The organism is Photobacterium sanctipauli (assembly GCF_003026495.1).
GTDB lineage: Bacteria > Pseudomonadota > Gammaproteobacteria > Enterobacterales > Vibrionaceae > Photobacterium > Photobacterium sanctipauli.
Genome location: NZ_PYMA01000019.1, coordinates 32,252 through 52,276, shown reverse-complemented (window position 1 = coordinate 52,276; position 20,025 = coordinate 32,252). Strand labels below are relative to the sequence as shown.

Here is a 20,025-nt window from a genome sequence, read left to right as displayed (position 1 = left end):
GATTTTTAGAAAAAATTAATTTGAATCAAGTTTGTTATCGCTGATTTTGAATTTTTACTGTTTTTTTTGATGTTTGGTGGTTTATGACTCAACAAAATTCGATTTGGCGGTCTTTCCGTAACGGGCAGGACTACATGAGCATCTGGCCAATGCGAAAAGAGTTGGCCATGCTGTTTCCCGAACAGCGCTACATTAAGGCAACCAAGTTTGCGATACGGGTAATGCCGGCAGTAGCGGTGTTGAGTGTTTTGAGCCAGATGGCTTTTGATAACTACGATGCCTTGCCACAGGCCATTGCGGTGGCATTTTTTGCATTGAGTATGCCATTGCAGGGGCTATGGTGGCTGGGCAAGCGCAGCCGAACCAATTTGCCGCCGTCGTTGGCGACGTGGTATCGCGAAATCCATGACAAGATTGTCAGCGAAGGTTATGCCTTGCAGCCGGTGAAGTCGCACCCGCGCTACTTGGAATTGGCGCAAGTTCTTAACCGTGCTTTCAAACAGCTTGATAAAGGGGCACTGGAGCGCTGGTTCTAATCTGGTGCAAGGTTTTTAGCCAGGTGCAAAGCTTTAGCCTGGTGCAACTTAGCAGGCAGGAGCGGCAAGGACGGGATCTATGCCGCTTTTTCCATTGCTGTTGGCCCAGGCCCAGGTATTGATTTGCGCGAATTAGCGCTAGCTCAGGCTGTTTGGGGCTAGTGTTTATAGAGCGCCAAAGATAGGGATTGGATGTAGCTCTCTATTTCTTCCTCACTTCTCTCGGGCATGCCGTGCATCAGCCACTGTTCGCATACGCCTGTCAGCAAACTCTCGAAAATGGTTGCCGCGACCTTGGGGGTCAGGTGGTCGTGCAGAATGCCGTTGCCGTGCAGACATTCCATCGCAGCCAACATCAGGGCGCGATCTTCTTTCGACTGCTCGATGCAGGTTTCCATCAGGCTCTCATCGGCAAAGCATTGGAAGGAGAGCTGCATGATCATGCGCATTTTCGGGTTGTCGTGCATCTCAACCAACAGCACCCTGGCGGTATTGAGCATCCCTTGCTTTAGCTCAATGCCTTCGAGTTGCTGAGTGGCTTGGATAGCGTGCTGAAGGGCCGGGGATTGAGACTTCCACAAGGCTTCCAGCAGGTCTGCCTTGTCCTTGAAATGCCAATAGATTGCCCCGCGGGTCAGCCCTGCCTCTTTGGCAATGCTGGCAAGGGTGGTTTTGGCTAAGCCCTTTTCGCTAAATACCTTCATTGCGGTATCGAGCAATAGCTGCCGGGTGAGTTCTGCTTCTTCTTTGCTTTTTCTTGCCATCTGCTTTATCCGAAATTCGGGAGTGCCATCGCACCCCCGATAATCAATTAGGCCTGTTGCGCCACAGGGCTACCTAACGGTTTGGTCAAAAGGATATACAACGCGGGGATTATTACAATGGCAATGATGGTCGATGCCACCAGGCCATAGATAATCGCAATGCACAATGGATACCACTGCGGATCGCTATACGCCAACGGCAGCAAGCTGAGGATAGTCGTCAGGCTGGTGCTGAGTATAGGTCTCAGGCGCTCTGCGGCACCATAGGCGGCGGCCTGGGCGACAGATTCGCCGCGCTTGAGGTGGCGGTTCATGGTGTCGACCAGTACGATACCGTTGTTCACCGCGATCCCCGCCAGCGAGACAATCCCGATCAGCCCCGAGAATGACATTGCCGTGCCCGACAGGAAGTAGCCAAAGAAGGTCCCCATCAAGGCAAGCGGTACGATCAGCAAGATAATGGCCGGTTGGGCAAACGAGTTGAACATCAAGGTCAGCAACACGAAGATCGAGAACATCGCCAGCACAAATGCCGTGCCCATGGCGCTGTAGCTCTCGTCTGCTTTCGCCATCTCGCCACCCAGCTGGTAGTAATAGCCCGTTGGCCACTCGGCTTGCAGCTGCTCCAGCTGCGGGAGCAGGCCGGTGATGACCTCGCCAGCGGTACGCCCCTCGGTGCGCGAGGCAACGGTAACGGCACGCTGGCCTTCCTTGTGGACGAATACCCGTGGGGTCTCGACAATTTGGTAATCCACCAAATCGGTCAATGGCACGGCGCGGCCGTCTTGGCTGATGATGTGCAATAGCTGCATTTCCGAAAGGTGGCGCGGCCCGCCAAGGCTTTCTCCGCGGCTTGGCCACAACACGCTCAGGCGCATCTTAGCGTCGTCATCGATACCTTCAATCTTGAAGTGACCGATTTCATCCTGCTCCATGGCGACCCGGATCTGCTGCGAGACTTCGGATTCCGATAGCTGGTGGAAGCTCAGCATTTCATGCTTGAAGCTAAAGCGCACCTCATAGCGGGCAGGGCCGAGGTTATCGTTGATATCGCTGCTGCCCGGCACTTGTGCCAGAGCGGCTTTCACCTCGGCGGCATTGGCGATTAGCTGGTTGTAATCCGGACCAATCAGATCAATTTGGATCGGTGCCGACGTATCAGGGTTGCCCCCGATGTGGACCAAGGATACCTCGATGCCCGGCTCGTCATGCAATGCCTGTTGGATCCCCTCGCGAATTTCTTCCAAGTACTCGAATGACAGCTTATCGCGCTGATCTTTAGGGTAAAGGGTTAGACTAAAGCCGACTTGGTTCCACTCTTGCGAAGGAAGCAAGGCATCGTTGAGCGAGGCGGTGGTCATCGGGCTTTTGGCCCCGACATAGGTGATGACCTTCTCAATCCAAGGTTGCTGGCGCAAGAACTCACCGGCTTTATCGGCGGCGCGCTGCGATTGCTCCAAGGTCGCATCCGGTGCCAATACCAGCGAGACACCGATCTTGCGGTCGTCGGCTTCCGGGTACATCTCAGATGGCATTAAGCCAACGAGCATGATACTGGCGACAAACAGCACCAAGGTGCCACCGACCCAAACCCCGGCCCGGCGCTTGCTCTTGAGCACATAGGTTGTGAGCCATTGGCGCAGTCGATGGCGGTAGCGGCTCGAGAGCTTGTCGATCAGCAGCTCCTTGTCATTGTTGGCCGCCTTCTCCAGCATATAGCGCGACAGCGGGATACAGATGAGGAACGCAATGAACAAGCTGATCAACAGGGTGACGGTAATGGTGATCGGCAGAATACGGATGAACTTACCGTCGATACCGCCAACCATCATCATCGGAACCATCGCCAGAATCGTGGTGAGCTGCCCGGCGGTGGCGGGCAAAATGAATTGGCGAACGGTCTCGATAGCAGCCTCGGCAAACGAGAGCTTCTTCACGTATAACCCTTCGTGCATCCCTTCCATCACCAGGATGTAGACATCCACCATCAGACCGAGGGCCAGCACCATGCCGATCATGATCATCGAGTTAAAGGAGTAGCCAAAGCTTGCCATTACCGCCAGTGTTGCCAATAGGGTGACGGGCAGGGCGATGCCGGCAACCAGTGCCTCACGCCAGCTTAGCAGTAGCATGAGTACCACAAAGACAATCACCACCGCTTGCTTCATCGAGCTGGAGATATCGTTAAAGGCCAGCTCGATGAGCTCGCCGTCATCGCTGACCCGGGACAGGGAAAGCCCTTGCGGCCAATCGGAGCGGCTGGTTAGCTGGTCGACTTTCTGCTGGGTAGATCCAATAACCGCAAAGGTATCGGCACCCGGGTGCTTGAGCACATCCAGGGTAATACCGGGCTCGAATGCTTGGTTATTGACGCTGAAGAAGGTTCGGCTTACCTCGCGATCAAGGCGGTGGCTAACTTCGGCGACTTCTCCCAGTCGAACTGGGCGGTTATCACTCAGTCGCGTGATGGGCAGCTGGCGCACCTGCTCGACAGTGACGAAGCGGCCGGAGAGGTACAGGTTGAAGGTATTCTCGTCGGACTCAAATTCGCCCCAAGCCATATCGTGGTTGGCACTTTGCAGTCGCTCGCGCACCAGCAAGGGGGAGATCCCCAAATCGCGCAAGCGATCCATCCGCAAGCGGACATGCAGGCTTTTTTCGCGCATGCCGTTGAGGTTGACCTTTTTCACCAGTGGTAGGTTTTCGAATTGGGTTTCCAGCCGTTTGGCGGTGTCCGATAGCAAGATGTCGTCGACATCCCCGCTCAGCACCCAGCTGATCACCGGCATGTTGGACACCGACATTTCTTCGATGTCGGGCTTTTCGATACTGCCATCGGCTGGGAATTCCGCTTCCGCCTTATCGACCGCAGCGCGTAACAGTTGCATCGACTCGACCATCGGCATGTCGGCGTCAAATTCGACCGCGACCATGGAATAGGAGTTGTACGAGCCGCTCGAGAATGACTTCAGGCCCTTGAGGCTGCGAATTTCATCTTCGAGGTGTTTGGTGATTTCCTTTTCGATTTGCTCCGGTGCCGCGCCAGGCCAAAAGGTCATGACAATGGCCTGGGGGATTTCGAGATCCGGGTAGTTTTCGCGAACCATGTTGTTGTACGACAGCAGCCCGGCCAAGACGACCATGCCGAGCAGCAGTCGGCCAACCAAGGTTTGGACAAAGAGTTTGCGCGTTATTGGCCTCATTGGCTGGCTCCTACTACCTCAACCTGGCTGCCGTTGACCAACAAGTGCTGCCCTCGGGTGACAACCTGCTCGCCAGCTTCAAGCCCGCTCAATACTTCGATTCGGCGTAGGCCTTGCAGGCCAAGGGAGAGCTGGCGCTCTTCTACCTGATCGTCTTGGTTTACCACAAAGGCAAAGGCGTTGCCGCTACGGAAAGAGATGGCGTAAATAGGAAGCGAAACCGCATCCTCGATAACGGTTGAGGCTATCCATGCCCGGACAAACTCGCCGTCGATAAGCCGTTGCTCATCGTTGTGGACGCGCACTTTCACGCTTTGCGAGCGGCGCTGGAGGTTAATGGTCGGGCTGACCGACCAGATGCTTCCTTCAACCACGCTGTGACCGGTGAACTGATTTTCCTCGGCACGATACAGCGTGGCATTGTCACTGGCGAGATATACGGTTTGGCCTTCTTTGAGCAAGCGTGCATCTTCAACCGGTAACTCCAGCTGGATTTCGAGTAGGCTGTCATCGACGACAACGATGGCACTGCTGGCCTCACGATCACGGTTAGATGTGATACCTGCTGGTGGGTAGTAGTGGTTATCTTCGCGGATGTTCATTGCCGCGATGTAGCCGTTGAACGGGGCAAACAGGCTGGTTTTCTCAAGGCTGACGGTTTCGCGGTTGATATCGGCAGAGACACTCAGGATCTCCGATTCGATGGCTTCCAGCGCGCTGATGTTCATTGCAACCGCTGATTGGGCGTTGAGTAGGGCGGTTTTGTTGCGCTCGAACTCGTCTTGGGAGATCACACCGCGCTCATACACTTCTTGCATGCGGGCAAAGTTTTGTTTGGAAAGGGCGAGATCATTCTCAGCTTGCTGAAGGCGTGCCTCGGCCTCTTGCTTTTGCGCCCTTACGGCTTGCAAGCGGGCTTCCAGCGCTTTCACCGAGGCTGAATTTTGGCGGCTGTCGATCTGAGCAAGCAGCTGCCCGCGCTCGATTGTGTCATCAGGGCCAAATACCCGAGCCCCCTCCCTTAGCTGGGTGCCATTTTCCAACTCGCCAATGGTGACAACCTTGCCCGGCATTTCGAAATCTAGAAAAGCCTTTCGGTAGGCTTGTACCGTCCCTTCCGAGAATGACCAGCCTGTCAGCAACTCGGGGACGATTTGTTCCGTTTGTACCTTCACCGGTTGTGGTGGCGCGGGTTGGGTTTGGCTACTGTCTTCAAGTTGGCTAAAGCGGTAGCCCGTGAGTAACAGTAAACCCAATGGCAATAACAGCCATGCCTTGGCAGTGAGTGATCGACGTTTCATTGTTGTGCTCTGAATAGGGATTGAGAGATTGGTTTAATTTTACATACATTCTTGTATGTATGTAAGGGGCGAGAAATAAATCTGCGCGGCATCAAAGAGAGGAGTGGGGAAAATTACAACGAGGGGGAAATAGGGGAAAAAATGGGAGCGAAGATAAATTGGAAGTAGACAAAGCCACAGTGGTCGGTGGCTTTGCCTTGAAAACGGGTGATTACTCTTCGTCTTCTACTTCGCGTTTAGCACGGGTTGCCGGCTTCGCTAGGATCTCAAGGTAGAATGAAGTCAGCGCCAACGTCTCGGCTTCATCAATGCACTTGTTGATCTCTTTTACATGGATAACCTTTGCTTCCTGCTCGGTATGGCCAAACTTACAATCAAAATCCCAGTAGTCAGCACCTGCTGGTAGCGCTTTGTTGCGCTCGCGGCGAAGGTATTTTTTCACTTCATACTTAACGGCTTCGACAACACGCGGCACCGCTTTTTTAGGGTGAGTTAAAGCAAATGTTTTTTTCATGGTTTTCCTAAAGTCAAAAAGGCCCAGCATGGCTGGGCACTGTATACCCAAGCAGCTTGGGTAACCATAGTTTACTTTAAATCCACCGTGGTAGCGATGAAGAAGTGAGATTAACTCAGCAGCAGGCTATCGTCAGCCAGCTCCTCGCCCCGCACCTTGCTGAACATTTCAAGCAGCTGCTTGACGTCCATTTGCGCCCGTTCCTCTCCGTCGACATCCAGTACGATCTCCCCTTGGTGAAGCATGACGGTTCGCTCACCGTAGGTGAGGGCGTCTTTCATCGAGTGGGTCACCATCATGACGGTCAAATCGAACTCCTTCACCACTTTGTTAGTAAGAGCAAGGACAAAAGCCGCCATACGGGGATCGAGAGCAGCAGTATGTTCATCCAGCAGCAGGAGCTTGCTGTCAGCCAATGTTGCCATTACCAAGCTGACGGCTTGGCGCTGGCCGCCAGACAGCAGGCCAATGCTATCGCCCAGCCTGTCTTCGAGGCCAAGGCCCAAAATACTGATCCGCTCTTGGAATAGCTTGCGCCGGTTGCTGGACAGCGCGAGCTTCCAGCTTCGTTTCCCCCCTCGCTTGTAGGCCAGTGCCATGTTCTCCTCGATAGTGAGCGAGCCACAGGTGCCCGCGAGTGGGTCTTGGAAAACCCTGGCAGCATACTGGGCGCGTTGGTGTACCGACTTGTTGGTCACATCAATATTGTCGATAAGCACTTGGCCGCCAACCATCGGGGTTTCGCCGCTGACGGCACCGAGCAAGGTTGACTTGCCCGCGCCATTAGAGCCAATGACGGTGACAAATTGCTTTTCCGGTACTTGGAGTGAAACCCCCTTCAGTGCCTGGTTTTCCAGTATCGTCCCCTCATTGAAGGTGACGCGAATGTCGTTTAGCTCAATCATGTTATTTCCCTATATACTGCTTAGGCTAACTTCTTGGCACCCAGTGCACTGTTTTTCTTTTTGCGTTGGAAGCGGCTTTTCATCCTTGGGGCGATGAGTGCCATTGCAACCAGTACAGCGGTGATCAGGTTAAGATCGGACGCTTGCAAGCCGAACATGCCGCTACTTAGCGCAAATGCCACCGCCAAGCGGTACAGCACCGAGCCTAGGATCACAGCCACAACCGCGACCCAGATTTTGCGTCCCGGGATCAAGGTTTGCCCGAGTATGACGGCGGCAAGGCCGACGACGATGGTGCCGACGCCTGAAGTGACATCGGCAAAGCTGTTGGTTTGGGCAAACAATGCGCCTGAAAAACCAACCAAGCCGTTTGATAGCGCAAGGCCAAAGTAGGTATATAGCGCGGTGTTGCCGCCTTGGGCATTGACCATACGGCTGTTGACGCCGGTCGCACGAAGGCCAAGGCCAAAGTCGCTAGCGAGCAAGCGGGTGATAAACCAACCACTGAAAATAACCAACAGCGCAACAATGGCAAGGCGCACAAGGCCCTCGTCGACACCCCAGTCGAACGCAAGCAATTCGAAGGGGGTGAATAGGGTATCTTCCCCGAGCAGCGATAGGTTGGGGCTGCCCATGATGCGAATGTTGATCGAGAACGCGGCAATCATAGTGAGGATACTGGCGAGCAGGTGGAGGATACCGCAGCGCACAGCAAGAAAAGCGGTGACCAAGCCGCATAGGCCGCCCGCGCCAATCGCCAATAGCGTGGCTAGCCATGGATCCACGCCGGCAACAATTGCGGTGGCGGCAACGGCGGCTCCCATTGGAAAGCTACCGTCGACGCTGAGATCGGGGAAATCCAGAACGCGGAAGGTGAGGTACACCCCGAGAGCCACCAAACCGTAGACCAGGCCGATTTCCAGGGTACCGATAAAGGCAAAGAAAGACATCCTTATTCTCCTTGCAATAATAAGACGGTGGGTTGGCTCTGCGGATCTAAAAAACGGATAGAACCACAGAGCGAATGGTGGTTACTTCTCGATGGAGGTGGCGCGTTCAACCACGGATTTCGGGAAGGTAATACCCAGTTTGTCTGCTGCTTTTTGGTTCAACGCAAGATCAGACCCTTTCGCCACCTTTACAGGTAGCTCAGCGACTTTTTTGCCTTTGATTAGGGCATCAACATAGTCGGCGGTTTGCACCCCAACTTGGTAGTAGTCGAACCCAAGGGCTGCCAGAGCACCACTTTCAATGTAGGTGGTTGAAGCGCCGACAATCGGTGTTTTGGCTTGGTTGCCCGCATTGACTAAACCTTCAATGGCGCTGGCGACGGTATTGTCGGTTGGGGCGTAAATAACATCGGCCTTGGACGCCACAATTTGCGCCGCTGATTGGACATCGGCACTTTTCAGCGCGGTGCCCTCAACGACGGTGAGCCCTTTTTCATCGGCAGCTGCCCGCAGCAATTCGACGAGGGCCACGGCATTAGCTTCACCTGGGTTGAAGACAACACCAATGCTTTTCATCTCGGGTAGTAGCTCTTGCATTAGCTCAACATGCTGGGCGACAGGAGACAGATCCGACAGGCCTGTGACGTTACGGCTTGGCTTATCCATGTTCTTGACCAACTTCGCGCCTACCGGATCGGTGACGGCAGTAAAGACAACAGGGATTGAGCGGGTTGAAGCCGCCAGTGCCTGCGCGGTTGGGGTGGCAATGCCGACAAGGACATCTGGCCTTTCGCCAACAAACTGTTTGGCAATTTGGACGGCAATCGCAGGGTTACCTTGTGCGGTTTGGTAAGTGAACTCGAGGTTCTCACCTTCGACATATCCTTTTTCTTTCAGGCCATCAAGCAAGCCCTCCCTCGCAGCATCAAGTGCAGGGTGTTCGACAATTTGGGAAACGGCGACTTTAGCGACATCGGCAAGTGCAGAGGTTGAAGCCAATGTCATTGAGGCGGCCATGCAAATTGCAGTGAGTAGTTTGTTTTTATTGAATTCCATTTTCGCAAGCTCCCTGTTGTGATTATTCGAGGCTTTATCACCTCTTGGCATAATGTTTTATCGCAAACCACATAAAAAGAACATATAAAATTTAACAAAAAATAAACAATTGGTGTTCTTATCGTCTTGGCTATTGTTTCTTGGTAGGGGGATATTTGGTCGTGACTGTATTGCCCGGTTTATATCCCTGTAGTGAGAATATTTTGGGGAAGAGTGTTCTGTAGATGGAGAGCAAATGGCTGAACAAGCTATTAGTAAATGGATAGGGTGAAATTAGGATCAAATATGTGCTCTATGTCGCATGCCCAGCAGAGGGTATTCAGCTTCTGGCAAGGTAGTTAACATGATAATTTCCCCGTACCGCAAGGTACTCGAGATATTAGCTTGTGAGTCAATATCTCCTCCCAATGAACCCCACAAGCTTGGCCGCCGGTGGGGTTCAGTTCTTTCTGGCGCGGGTTATTCATACCAACCTACATAAGCACTTGATCAGTCTTACTGGTTAAAACCGCTGTTCTCTACGTTAGAGATTTTGTCATTAGAGCCACTAGTCACTGCAATCTCTGCCTTGATAACAACGATTTTTCCTGCGTAATACTGAGATCAATTACTTATCCAGGTTGGTATTATCTTCTGCTGCTTGGTAGCACTTCAAATCATGGTTGCGACCATAGATCTCTTTCATGGCCGCCTTCATCGTATCTTTGTCGACATAGGCCGTTGGTATTGGCATAACATCAACCGTAAAGTCTGGTGAGCCTTCTGCGACCTGCGCTTTTTCTGTCACTGGCGTGACCATCATCACCGTGAGATTAGGGTTGCGAGCCTTGATTCGGGCGGCAGTGCCCAGGCCTTCTGCCACATGGAAAAGGCCGGCGGTATGGATGATTTGCTTACTAGGGTTAAGGGCGAGGTAGTTCACCATACTCTCAGCCATGGTGTCATCCCAGGCGGTTTGCGCGGCAAACTGGCGCTTGGTTTTTTCCTCATCGCCATGGTGCATTGAGGCATTGAACTTCTCATGGTAGGCGTCGTTGTCGAGTGTCAGGCTTTCTGCCACCCATTTACGTTCTACTGCCGGTAGTCGATCCAGGTAACCGGGTCCTTGCTTGCCAATGCAACGCACAATGGGTTTCGGGGCGTTGGCGGCAATGACATCGAGCTGGTTTTGTTTGGCAAACTCGACCAATGGGCGGTAGTCGCTGCTGTAATTTGGCCAAGCGTTCCCTTCCTTAATCAGTGTCTTTTCACCGATCTCGCTGGCCAGGTACTGGTTCACAACATGCTGTTTGTCACGGGTGAATTGCTCCATGGACAGCGCCATGTTTGGGTTCTGGGCGTAAAGGGCAGCAAACAGCTGAGCTTGGAGTAAATGGGCGGCAGGATGGCCGTGCCACTCTCCGACCAATACGACATCTGCCTCTTTCAGCGCACCAGCAAGGGCTGACAGTGTCATCGTTTCGCCTTGCGGGCTATGGATGGTGTAATCGTAAAACGTGGCTGGCGCTTGTGTAATTGGCGGAGTAGAAAGTGGCTGGGTTGAAGGAGCTTGGGATGCGCATCCCGCAAGTAGGCTGATTAAGCCAAGAGAAAGCCATTTATTCATTGGTTACGGCACCGTTGGTATTTTAGTAAGCATCAGAAAGTATGGGATAAAAACGATACTTAATAAGTATGCTTAAGAAATTATAGACAGTGCGCGATGATAAATGAGTTGATATTGGTTATCAAATGTTATTGATAACCAATATCATTGGTGGCTATTTCTTACGGTATACCCGGATTGAGAAGTCGGCCTCGCAGCTAAACACATCGCTTGCTGCCAATTGTTGCCATACCTTATCGCTGGTTTTCCAAGCAAAAGGGGTCATTTGCATCAGTGCCGTGGCCTCGTCGCCGCCCAGTGACATGGTGTATTGCAACTGGTTATCACTGACCAACTCGAAACCGTCGATGGTTTCGGCTGTCATGTCATGCAGCCTAACATCCTTATAAATCAGCGCTTTTAACTGGTATAAGTGGCGTGCAGCCGGGGTTACCGTGACCACAATGCCGCCTTGTTTTACAGAGCGAACCAATTCTTCAGTTTTACAAGGGGCATAAATACGAACGATACCGTCAAGGGCATTGTCGGCAAAGGGTAAGCGGTGGCTAGAAGCGACACAAAAGTGGCATTGCTTGTAGCGCTTGGCAGCATAGCGAACCGCGATCTTGGATATATCTAACCCATGCACTTCAAGGGCTGGGTGATCTTGCAGGGCGCTGGCAAAGCCCGATGTGTAGTAGCCTTCGCCACAACCAATATCCAATAGCTGCTCGGCTTGCTCTGGCAGGTATTGCTCTAGGGCTTCAATCACCTTTTTTCTCAAAGGATCATAGTGGCCGGCTTCCAAAAACAAACGGCGTGACTGCATCATCTCCTTGTTGTCACCAGGGTTTTTGGATCCTTTGTGATGTGCCGGCATCAAATTGACATACCCTTCCTTGGCTAAATCAAATTGATGATTATTGTGGCAGCGCCAAGTATTGGCTTGCTGTTCAAGCGCCGAGTGACAAAGCGGGCATTGATATGACATTAGTTGTTACCGAGCTGATGAAGTAGAAGCGCATTGTAAACGCCCCCTCTATACGCCTGCAAGCACCGGGATGAAAGGATATTGATCACATATTTCACGCTTCAAAATTAAGCCTAGATCACAGTTATATTTTAAATGAATTTCCGCTTACTTTGTTCAGCTTACATTCAGCTTTTTAAGATAATTTGCTTCTCAAAGGAAGCGGGTTTGACTCTTGTTTGGGGCATTTTCTCTTCTGTTTATCCTTGATATTACAGGTTTGTGTGATATTTATTGGTGTAATTTACAGCTTGGTCGATATATTATTCTGGTGCAGTGCGCTGCGCGATTTGGTTTATGTTCATTGTCGATAGTATCCATTTTGTGAATGATAATTCTAGCTGTAAAAAAATAAAATGACGGCAAAAGCCGCGTGAATAATACTTTAGGAGTTCAGAATGAAACGTTTCGCACTAGGCGCAGTAGCACTACTTATGGCACAAGGCGCAATGGCGTCATCTTACGTAACTGGTAACGTACAGTTCCACGATAATAAGGCATTCCACGGTTCAAGTGCGACATCTACACTTGAAGCTGGCCACACTTTTACTAACTCACTTGGTGGCTTGACAGTTTACACTGAGTTCGATGGTATTCAGATTGGTGATCTAGAAGGTGATGCGTCTTCTGCATACGTTACTGTTGGTGGTGAGCAATCATTCAACCTTACTGATAACCTATGGGTTGCAGCAGGTTACCAACACCTAATTCAGGCTGGTGAGTCTATTCAGTACCGCCCGCTAGTTAAAATCGGCTACAACTTCGACAACGGTATCGCAATTAGCAACCGTACTCGTGCCCACATTGATGCAACTGATGCTGACAACGATACAGACTACCGTATGGATAACCGTATCGCTTACAACCTAACTGATATGGAAGTTGGTTTGTCTTACAACAACATCTACATGATTGATGCTGAAGTAATGGATCACGAGCTGCGTGCTACTTGGACTCGTAACGGCGTTCAGCCATACGTTGAGTACCGCAACCAAGGTGACAACGATAACAACGCATTCGTATTCGGTGCTTCTTACGGCTTCTAAGCCCGTTTGATATCGAATCAATTGAAAAGGGAAGCAGCGATGCTTCCCTTTTTTGATCCCGCTAAAGCTATTCATTTCTAACTTCGCAATAAAGTTCAATAAATATTCACCATCTGAATATATGTACTATGCTAATTAAGCGCAAATAAGTGCTTGATATGTCTGTTTAGTATTGAGTATTTCGTTTTTTATAGTGCTTTTACGAAGCCAATGACGGCTTCGACAATAAAAATGTACAACAGGAGTTGAACATGAAAAGAGTAGCATTAGCAGTGGCAGTTTCGGCGTTACTAGGCACAGGATACGCCCAGGCAGGGACCATATTCCAAGGTGCCGATGGTTCGACCATCGATATCTACGGCCGTTTAGCCTTCAACGTTACCGATAAGGGCGAAGATGATGTAAAGGGTAAATTCGATGCCCGTTTGGGGCTGGGTGGCTCGCAAACAGTCAATGACGATGTCTCGGTGATCGGCTGGGCGGAATACCAGGTGAATGCTGCTGAAGGTGCCAATGCTGGAAAAGGCAATGATAGCTTCACGGCCCGTTATGTCTGGGCGGGGATTGATGCTGGCGATTATGGACGCTTCACCGGTGGCCGTGTCGCGTCTGGTTTGATCATGTTTACTGACATTGCTGATGTATTTGCCGCCTCGGATATTGCGATTGCCCGCCAAGTTGGTGAGGTTGATTCGACTGCAACACAGGTATTCCGTCAAGATGGCACCTTGCAGTACCAAAACAGTTATGACTACTTGGATGTGTCGGTGGCCTACATTCTCGGTAACAGTGACTCTGACTTAGATACCGGTTATAACATTGCACTACGCTATACCTTTGATATGGGCAATGCTGGTAAGTTGGCACCTGTGGTCATCTATCAAGCGAATGAAGGTGATATAAGCGATAAAGATTACTATGTATGGGGTATCGGTACTCGCTATTACATTGGTGATGCCTTGTTTGGCTTGACCTACTCTGAAGACGAAGTCGATGATGGTTTAATCAAGAGCAAAGATGAAGTGGTGGAGTTCACCATTGTCTACGATGTCAGTGATGAGTGGGTATTGCGCGGTGGCTATCGTTGGTTGGATAACGATCAGGATGAATTGGAGCTAAGTGACACAACGTTGGAAGCACAATACAAACTGACGTCACGTTCATCGGTATTTGGTAGTTATGTCTTCCGTGATGGCGAAGGCAGTTATTCCGGTGACGCCGACGATGACTACATGTACCTCGGTCTGCGTTACGAGTACTAAAACCGCAAAGCGCCTAATGGTATAGGCTTGATAATAACGAGAAGCCAGCACTGATATGCTGGCTTCTTTGGTTTTTAAGGATTGACCCAAGGCTAATGTATCAAGCTAGCCGTGTACCTTATATTCTGACTTATCGAGGTTGTGCTTTTTCATTCTCAAGTACAGTTTTTTACGCGGCACTTGCAGGTAGTTTGAGACGTCGTTGATCCGGCCAGCAAAGAGGTACAAGGCATCCTCGATCACTTGCTTCTCATAGCTATCGACCAAATCATCTAGCGGGCTGCTCATTTGTTCCAGTGGCTTGGTGCGATCTTGCCCTGCCAGCTTGACGATACCAATGGCATACAATTCAGCGACGTTCTTAAGCTCAAGCACATTACCGGTCCAGTCATGGCGGTTTAGGGTATTGATATAGGCTTTATCAACCGCCGGAACTGTCTTGTTTAGCTTCTGGCAGCTCTGCTTTAAGAAGTACTTGAACAGAGGGGTAATATCGCAAGCGCGCTGTTTTAATGGCGGTAGCTGGAATCGCACCTGGCTTAAGAAATAAAATAGCTCTGGTAACAAGGTTTCTTGTTCAACCAAAGATTCGGGGTCAGTCCCCGTGACTGCCAATACCCGTACTTCTTTTTTGTTCTGCCGGTCTTGTTCAAGCAAGAAGCGGCAGAGCCACTGTTGGGTTTCGCTAGGCATCAAGTGCGGGTTGTTGAGGCTGATACTGCCGCCGCGGGCTGAAATCATTGCGCGCTGCAAGTCAGCCGTACAGGTAATATTCTGGCCATGGGTGGTGACAAAAGGCCCTTGGCTGATGGTGCTGTTTTGGTGCAGTAGTTTGGCGACGGTATGGCGGCCGGTACCGTTTTCACCTTCAACTAGGACATCACGGGTGGTTAATGCTATCTGGGTGATTTTTTCGCGTATTTTTACGATCAGCGGGCTGTCACCCAGCAGCACTTCGCTGGTGGTTTGGCTTAAGGTCGTGCGCTGCTCTATCTTTTGCTTGCGAACGGGTAAGTGTTTATCAAGCAATGACAGTAACTCTGCTGGCTTGAGAGGCTTTTGCAGAAAATCCAAAGCGCCGCGGCGTACCGCGTCAACTGCCATTGGGATATCACCGTGGCCGGTGATCATGATAACGGGCAGTTCAGGATCAAGGCTTTTGATATGTTCGAGCAAATCCATGCCGCTGAGGCCCGGCATGTACATATCGGTGACGACCACGCCGGGCCAGTCTTTATGCAGTAATGTCGTGACTTGGGTTGGGTCGGTAATGGCTTTGACTTTGTAGCCCGACATTTCGAGTAGTTGCTGATATGAGTCAAGCACGTCCTGATCATCGTCAATGATCAGCACTTCAATATCGTTATTCATTATCATAATTTTTTAACTCCAACACGACCATGGCCCCACCTTGAAGGGTTGAGGCGAGATAAATGTCGCCATCAAAACGATTCATGATTGAGCGGCAAATAGTTAGGCCAAGGCCTAAACCGACTTCCTTGGTTGTGGTAAATGGCACAAATAGTTTTTCTATAATTTCAGTGGCGAATCCGTTGCCACTATCACTGACAGCCAGTCGGCAGGTGCTTGGCTGGTTGTCTAGAGATTCGACGGTAATATGGCGTTGCTGACAGCCTGCGACGGCATCGCAGCTGTTGACCAAGAGATTGACCAGCACCTGCTCCAGTTGTACCTGATCAGCCAAACAATACAGTGGTTGGCTGAGCTGGTGGCTAATGGTGGTTTGCTGCATTTTGGCGCGGCTTTCCACAATCATCATCGACTGCTGCAGCGAGGCAGAAACATCGACTTTTTGCAATGCGCTACTGGCAGACTGCTTTTTAGAGAAACTTTTCAGGCTTGAAATGATCCGTCCCATTCGCGAAGCCAGGTTGTCAATCTTATCGATGCTGATAGGCAGTTGGTCAAGCCGCTGCTTTTCCAATGCCATTTGGGCGGTGAACACATGGGTGGAAATTGCCGATAGCGGCTGGTTGAGCTCGTGGGCCAGCGATGTCATGGTTTGCCCTACCACAGCCATTTTGGCTGCTTGAATCAGCTCGTCTTGTGTCGCGCGAAGATCCGCCTCAACTCGCTTGCGGTCTTCAACCTCGGCTTTGAGTTGGCGGTTACGAGTGGTGAGGGAGTGGGTCTTTTCCCTTACCATTTTTTCCAGCCAGCGTGCCGCATTTTCCTGCTCGGTGATATCGGTCATGGTCACAATGACCTTCTCCCGCTTGCCTTGCTGGAATAACCGGAAATCAAGCCGTAAATAGAGGCTATCTTGCTGTTCTTCATGGTGGGCTTGATGCTGCTTGATAGTAAGGTTGCAGCCTCGTTGCTTGATCAGTGGGCTGTTGTCGGCAAACAGCGATTGCAGGCGTTGGTGCATGGTTGGGCTGAATAATTCCCAAATTGCCATATTTACCGGCTCGTCACCGCGTTGGAACAGTGACTGTGCGCTCGGGTTGACCGACTCAATCATACCGTTTAAATCACAAGTGATGATGCTGGCCTGGGTATTGTTGATCAGGTTCAGGGCATTGCTTTGTTGCATCTCCTGCATCTGGCGGCAGAAGTGGCGCAAGTTATCGCCGAGCAGGCCGATTTCATCATCCCCGGTAACCTGGATCGTTGCGTTATGCTGGTTGCTTGCCACCGCTTGCAGGTCTTGTGACAGCATATTCAAGCGCTTGACGATGCCTTTGCCAACCAAATAAATCGAGAGCATGACGGATAGAAATAGGGTGACGATAACCATGCCAAACAGAATAATGTTGCTGATGATGATCGCTTGGCGGGTCTTCTCGTTCAGGGCATGCAATGAAGCATCCTCTTGCTCCACCATGGTCTGGATCATCTCTTCCTGATCATTGAGCCGGGATTGTATTTTTTCTTGGTACTGGAGGATTGCCCGGTAAAGATCGTTATCCCGAATCAATTGCTGCTCCAGCATGCCGCCGGGCTCAACTATCGCAATCAATTCATTAAGCAATTGGCGGTAAGACACGGTAGAAGGGTAGTGGCTCAGGCTGTGGCTCATCTTGCTGACTTCCTCGGTTTTGTAGCCGATGAAGTAAAACGCATTGCTGAGATCTCGGTCCTGCCGCTGGCGGATGATCTCTTGCACCAATTGGTGAAGCTCATTCTCTTTTACCGTAATGGACTGGATCAGGGAGAATTCCGTCATCACTTCATTGACGGCACTAGAGACTATGGCATTGGGTAGCATGCGAGTGAGCTGCCATTCCACTTCTTGGCGGATTGGGTTGAGTTCATCAATCAGGTCCTGATGCAGCCATTTGATATTGTTTTCGGTTTGCGCCAGCACATACAGGTGGGTATTGCGCTGGTAAAGCAAGTCAGCGTAAGCCTTGATGTCTTCCAGCAAAGTCTCATGCTCACTTTTCACGGCTGGGTGAAAGGCCAGGCTGCTGGTTTGGTTGATAGCTATGCTGATTTGGTTGAGCTTCTCGTTGATGTTCTGCTTGAGATCGGCATGCATGACCGGATCGGTATTATTGCTTAACAGGTTGAGCGCTGCCTGCAATCCCGCTGTGTTGCGCTCAAGTTGGTAGCTCGCTCGCAACGTTGGTATGTGCTTATCCACCAATGCTTGGATGCGATCATCCAGGCTTTCCCAGTTGATAATTGCGATCAGGCTAACGCTGATCGTTAACAGGGCCATAAATGCAATAGAGGCGATAAGGCGGTTGCCGATCGTATTACGCTTAAACATTATGAGTGACCGCCTTCATCATCGAGCAACTGCTCGCAAATGGCGATTGCATGGTCGAGTTGGTCTGTCATTAACTGCTGCCACTGGCGGGTAAGTTGGATGCTGTTGATATCTTTGCTCGATAACGAAATGGACTGTTGCAAAATCTCCGATCTTGCTTGGCGTTCGGTAATGGGCGGCGTTGATGCGAGCCGCTTTGCCAAGTTGAACTTGTGCTGCTGATCGGGGGTGAGCGTCGTTAGCTTCTCGACTTCGTGAATAAGCTGCCAGGCTTGGTTGAGCCTGATCAGCTGGCGGTTAACACTGTACTCGAATAAGGCCTTTACCAAGGTTGAGCGCTGTTGCATCAGGGCGTGGTCAAGCGAGACAACCTCATAAGGTTGGGATAGCTTCTGGTTGAGGGCGTACTTGTTCATCGAGCTAATGGACAGGTTATCTTGCACCTGTTCAGACAGTAAAAAATGAACAAATGCCATGGTTTGTTTGGCTTGGTGAAGATTGGGTAGTGCCGCGACATAGCTCGGTAGAAGCGGACTCGACGGTTGATAGCTAAACCCGATGAAAGGAAACTGTGCTTGGCTGCTGTAGGCATAACTGTCAATCACTGGCCCTATACCAGCAAGACCGCGGGCAATGGCATCACTGACGCCGTAGCTTCTCGCTGACACAGAAGCCAAGTTGCCGCCAATTTTGAGTAGCAGCCGCCAGCCATCTTTCCAGCCGTGCTGTTGCAGAATGTTCTCCACCATGATGTGGGTGGTACCGGAGCGCGAAGGGCTACTCATGACCAAATGCCTGAAATATTGCGGATCGGCGAGATCTTCCCAGCGGCTAGGCAAATCGAGTCGATGCTTATCGAGGTAGTCCTGATTCCACATGAAGCCGTAGCCGGAGTAGCCAAAGATAGCAACGTTGTTGACGGTATCAGGCAGTAACAGTTGTTGCTGAACCGCAGAATCGTAGTTGAGCTCGTTAAGGGGCAGGATGCGGTTTTGTTGGCTGAGCGGAATAAACAGGGAGAGCGACGAGGATATCACGATATCAATATCATGTTGGTTGTCGCTTAGCAGTCTCAGGCCGGACGCTTCCCGGCGGTGAAGTACCTTGAACTCGGTGTCAGGATGGTGTTGCTGGAATTGTTTCAGCAATGGCTGAAGCGACGCTTCGGTGAAGGTGGTGAGAATGATTAACTGATTGGTCGCAGCGACGAAGCATGGCGTGATAAACAGCAGCAAAGCAAAGCAATATGTCGCAACTCGCATCATGGTCAAACCATTTATTTATTGTCAGGTAGCTTATTATGAGGGGCGAAGAAAGGGAAAAAAATAGCCTTGCTGTAATTTATCGCTAGGTTAGCGCTTTTATCATCAAGCCTGTGGTTTTTGTGGCGATTTTGACCCAGGGTGAGGGTTTATATTGTTGAAGATCACACTTTTTTACATTGTGGGCAGTGAGTTAGCGGTAATAAAAAACCGGAGCAAAAATGCTCCGGTTCGGTGTTCATCTGTCTCGCATTACAATTATGCGTTTTGGATCTGCTGGATTTCAGTGGCAGACAAGTGGTACTGACGTGGGCAGTTGCGCCATGTTTGTAGCATGCGCTGGTACTTGTCTAGCATCGGTACTTGGCTGTTGAAGTGGTGTTCGGCTTTGTCGAACTGAGGGTATAGGCCTTCTTCTTCGGTTAGGAAGCGAACGTAGTGCACCAGTTGGGATTCAGTAGCAGCATCAAAGCCTAGGAACTGAAGACGACGCTGATCAACCTGGTTTTGGTTGTCTTCGCTTAGCATTTTGAACGACTCTTGCAATGCGTGGTACATCTCCATGAAGTCGATGACATTGCGGCAATCTTGCTCTGGCAATTCACCGAAGTCTTTGTCTAGTTCACGCATCTGAAGCCCGTAGCCACGCTCAACGATCGTTTGCAGGCGGCGGTATTTCGCTTCATTCTCAGGGTTCATCTGAGACATCAGGTAGTACTGGTTAGATAGGATCAAACGTTGTGCGTTGGTCATTTCCATAATGATAGGCCTTAATAATTATTGAGCTGCAACTGAGATTATCAGTTTGGATGCAAAAAAAATTGATCTGGTGACGTCTTGGACCCATTTTTTTGTTAAAAAGATTTAATCGT

At 50.8% G+C, this 20,025-nt stretch carries 16 protein-coding genes; 3 read left to right on the top strand and 13 right to left on the bottom strand.

Annotated elements, in window-relative coordinates:
* Positions 1-83 precede the first annotated feature (83 nt).
* Complete coding sequence (gene yfbV / locus C9I98_RS22120; RefSeq protein ID WP_107272491.1) at positions 84-536, top strand: terminus macrodomain insulation protein YfbV; 453 nt, start codon at positions 84-86, stop codon at positions 534-536.
* Between the two features lie 158 nt (positions 537-694).
* On the opposite strand, the gene C9I98_RS27065 is transcribed toward yfbV, so the two are convergent.
* The 9 genes from C9I98_RS27065 to rlmA form a co-directional block, all read right to left on the bottom strand.
* Positions 695-1,300: a TetR family transcriptional regulator gene (locus C9I98_RS27065; RefSeq protein ID WP_051902434.1), complete on the bottom strand. Its 606-nt coding sequence runs from the start codon at positions 1,298-1,300 to the stop codon at positions 695-697.
* Between the two features lie 47 nt (positions 1,301-1,347).
* A complete protein-coding gene (locus C9I98_RS22110) occupies positions 1,348-4,503 on the bottom strand; it encodes an efflux RND transporter permease subunit (protein ID WP_107272490.1) in 3,156 nt (1,051 codons plus the stop codon).
* Positions 4,500-5,804: an efflux RND transporter periplasmic adaptor subunit gene (locus tag C9I98_RS22105; protein WP_036826385.1), complete on the bottom strand. Its 1,305-nt coding sequence runs from the start codon at positions 5,802-5,804 to the stop codon at positions 4,500-4,502. The genes C9I98_RS22110 and C9I98_RS22105 overlap by 4 nt, the downstream gene beginning before the upstream one ends.
* Before the next feature lie 211 nt (positions 5,805-6,015).
* Entirely contained in the window at positions 6,016-6,318 is a 303-nt protein-coding gene (locus tag C9I98_RS22100) for a DUF6172 family protein (RefSeq protein WP_036826382.1), read from the bottom strand.
* A gap of 110 nt (positions 6,319-6,428) precedes the next feature.
* Entirely contained in the window at positions 6,429-7,223 is a 795-nt protein-coding gene (locus C9I98_RS22095) for an ABC transporter ATP-binding protein (protein WP_036823060.1), read from the bottom strand.
* 20 nt (positions 7,224-7,243) lie between these two features.
* Positions 7,244-8,173 carry an ABC transporter permease gene (locus C9I98_RS22090; protein ID WP_036823064.1) on the bottom strand — a complete coding sequence of 310 codons (930 nt, stop codon included), beginning with the start codon at positions 8,171-8,173 and terminating at the stop codon, positions 7,244-7,246.
* Positions 8,174-8,254: 81 nt separating this feature from the next.
* Entirely contained in the window at positions 8,255-9,190 is a 936-nt protein-coding gene (locus tag C9I98_RS22085; RefSeq protein WP_425440731.1) for an ABC transporter substrate-binding protein, read from the bottom strand.
* 646 nt (positions 9,191-9,836) lie between these two features.
* Positions 9,837-10,835 (bottom strand): ChaN family lipoprotein, encoded by a 999-nt coding sequence (locus tag C9I98_RS22080; RefSeq protein ID WP_107272488.1) that lies wholly within the window; start codon positions 10,833-10,835, stop codon positions 9,837-9,839.
* Positions 10,836-10,989: 154 nt separating this feature from the next.
* A complete protein-coding gene (gene rlmA / locus C9I98_RS22075; RefSeq protein ID WP_036818825.1) occupies positions 10,990-11,805 on the bottom strand; it encodes a 23S rRNA (guanine(745)-N(1))-methyltransferase in 816 nt (271 codons plus the stop codon).
* Between the two features lie 437 nt (positions 11,806-12,242).
* Between rlmA and C9I98_RS22070 the strand changes: the two genes are divergently transcribed.
* Both C9I98_RS22070 and C9I98_RS22065 read left to right on the top strand, forming a co-directional pair.
* Positions 12,243-12,890, top strand: coding sequence for an oligogalacturonate-specific porin KdgM family protein (locus C9I98_RS22070; RefSeq protein ID WP_036818822.1), 648 nt, complete (start codon positions 12,243-12,245; stop codon positions 12,888-12,890).
* A 251-nt stretch (positions 12,891-13,141) separates the two neighbouring features.
* Entirely contained in the window at positions 13,142-14,152 is a 1,011-nt protein-coding gene (locus C9I98_RS22065; protein ID WP_036818820.1) for a porin, read from the top strand.
* Between the two features lie 105 nt (positions 14,153-14,257).
* Here C9I98_RS22065 and C9I98_RS22060 read toward each other — a convergent pair whose 3' ends face one another.
* From C9I98_RS22060 to C9I98_RS22045, 4 genes are all read right to left on the bottom strand, one after another.
* The gene (locus tag C9I98_RS22060) at positions 14,258-15,529 is read right to left on the bottom strand and encodes a sigma-54-dependent transcriptional regulator (protein ID WP_036818818.1); all 1,272 of its coding nucleotides are present in this window, start codon (positions 15,527-15,529) and stop codon (positions 14,258-14,260) included.
* On the bottom strand, positions 15,516-17,891 hold the full coding sequence (locus C9I98_RS22055; RefSeq protein WP_036818816.1) for an ATP-binding protein: 2,376 nt from the start codon (positions 17,889-17,891) through the stop codon (positions 15,516-15,518). The genes C9I98_RS22060 and C9I98_RS22055 overlap by 14 nt, the downstream gene beginning before the upstream one ends.
* On the bottom strand, positions 17,891-19,156 hold the full coding sequence (locus C9I98_RS22050) for an ABC transporter substrate-binding protein (protein ID WP_036818814.1): 1,266 nt from the start codon (positions 19,154-19,156) through the stop codon (positions 17,891-17,893). Before C9I98_RS22050 ends, C9I98_RS22055 begins: the two co-directional genes overlap by 1 nt.
* Before the next feature lie 255 nt (positions 19,157-19,411).
* Entirely contained in the window at positions 19,412-19,912 is a 501-nt protein-coding gene (locus tag C9I98_RS22045; RefSeq protein ID WP_036818812.1) for a YfbU family protein, read from the bottom strand.
* Between the last annotated feature and the right edge of the window lie 113 nt (positions 19,913-20,025).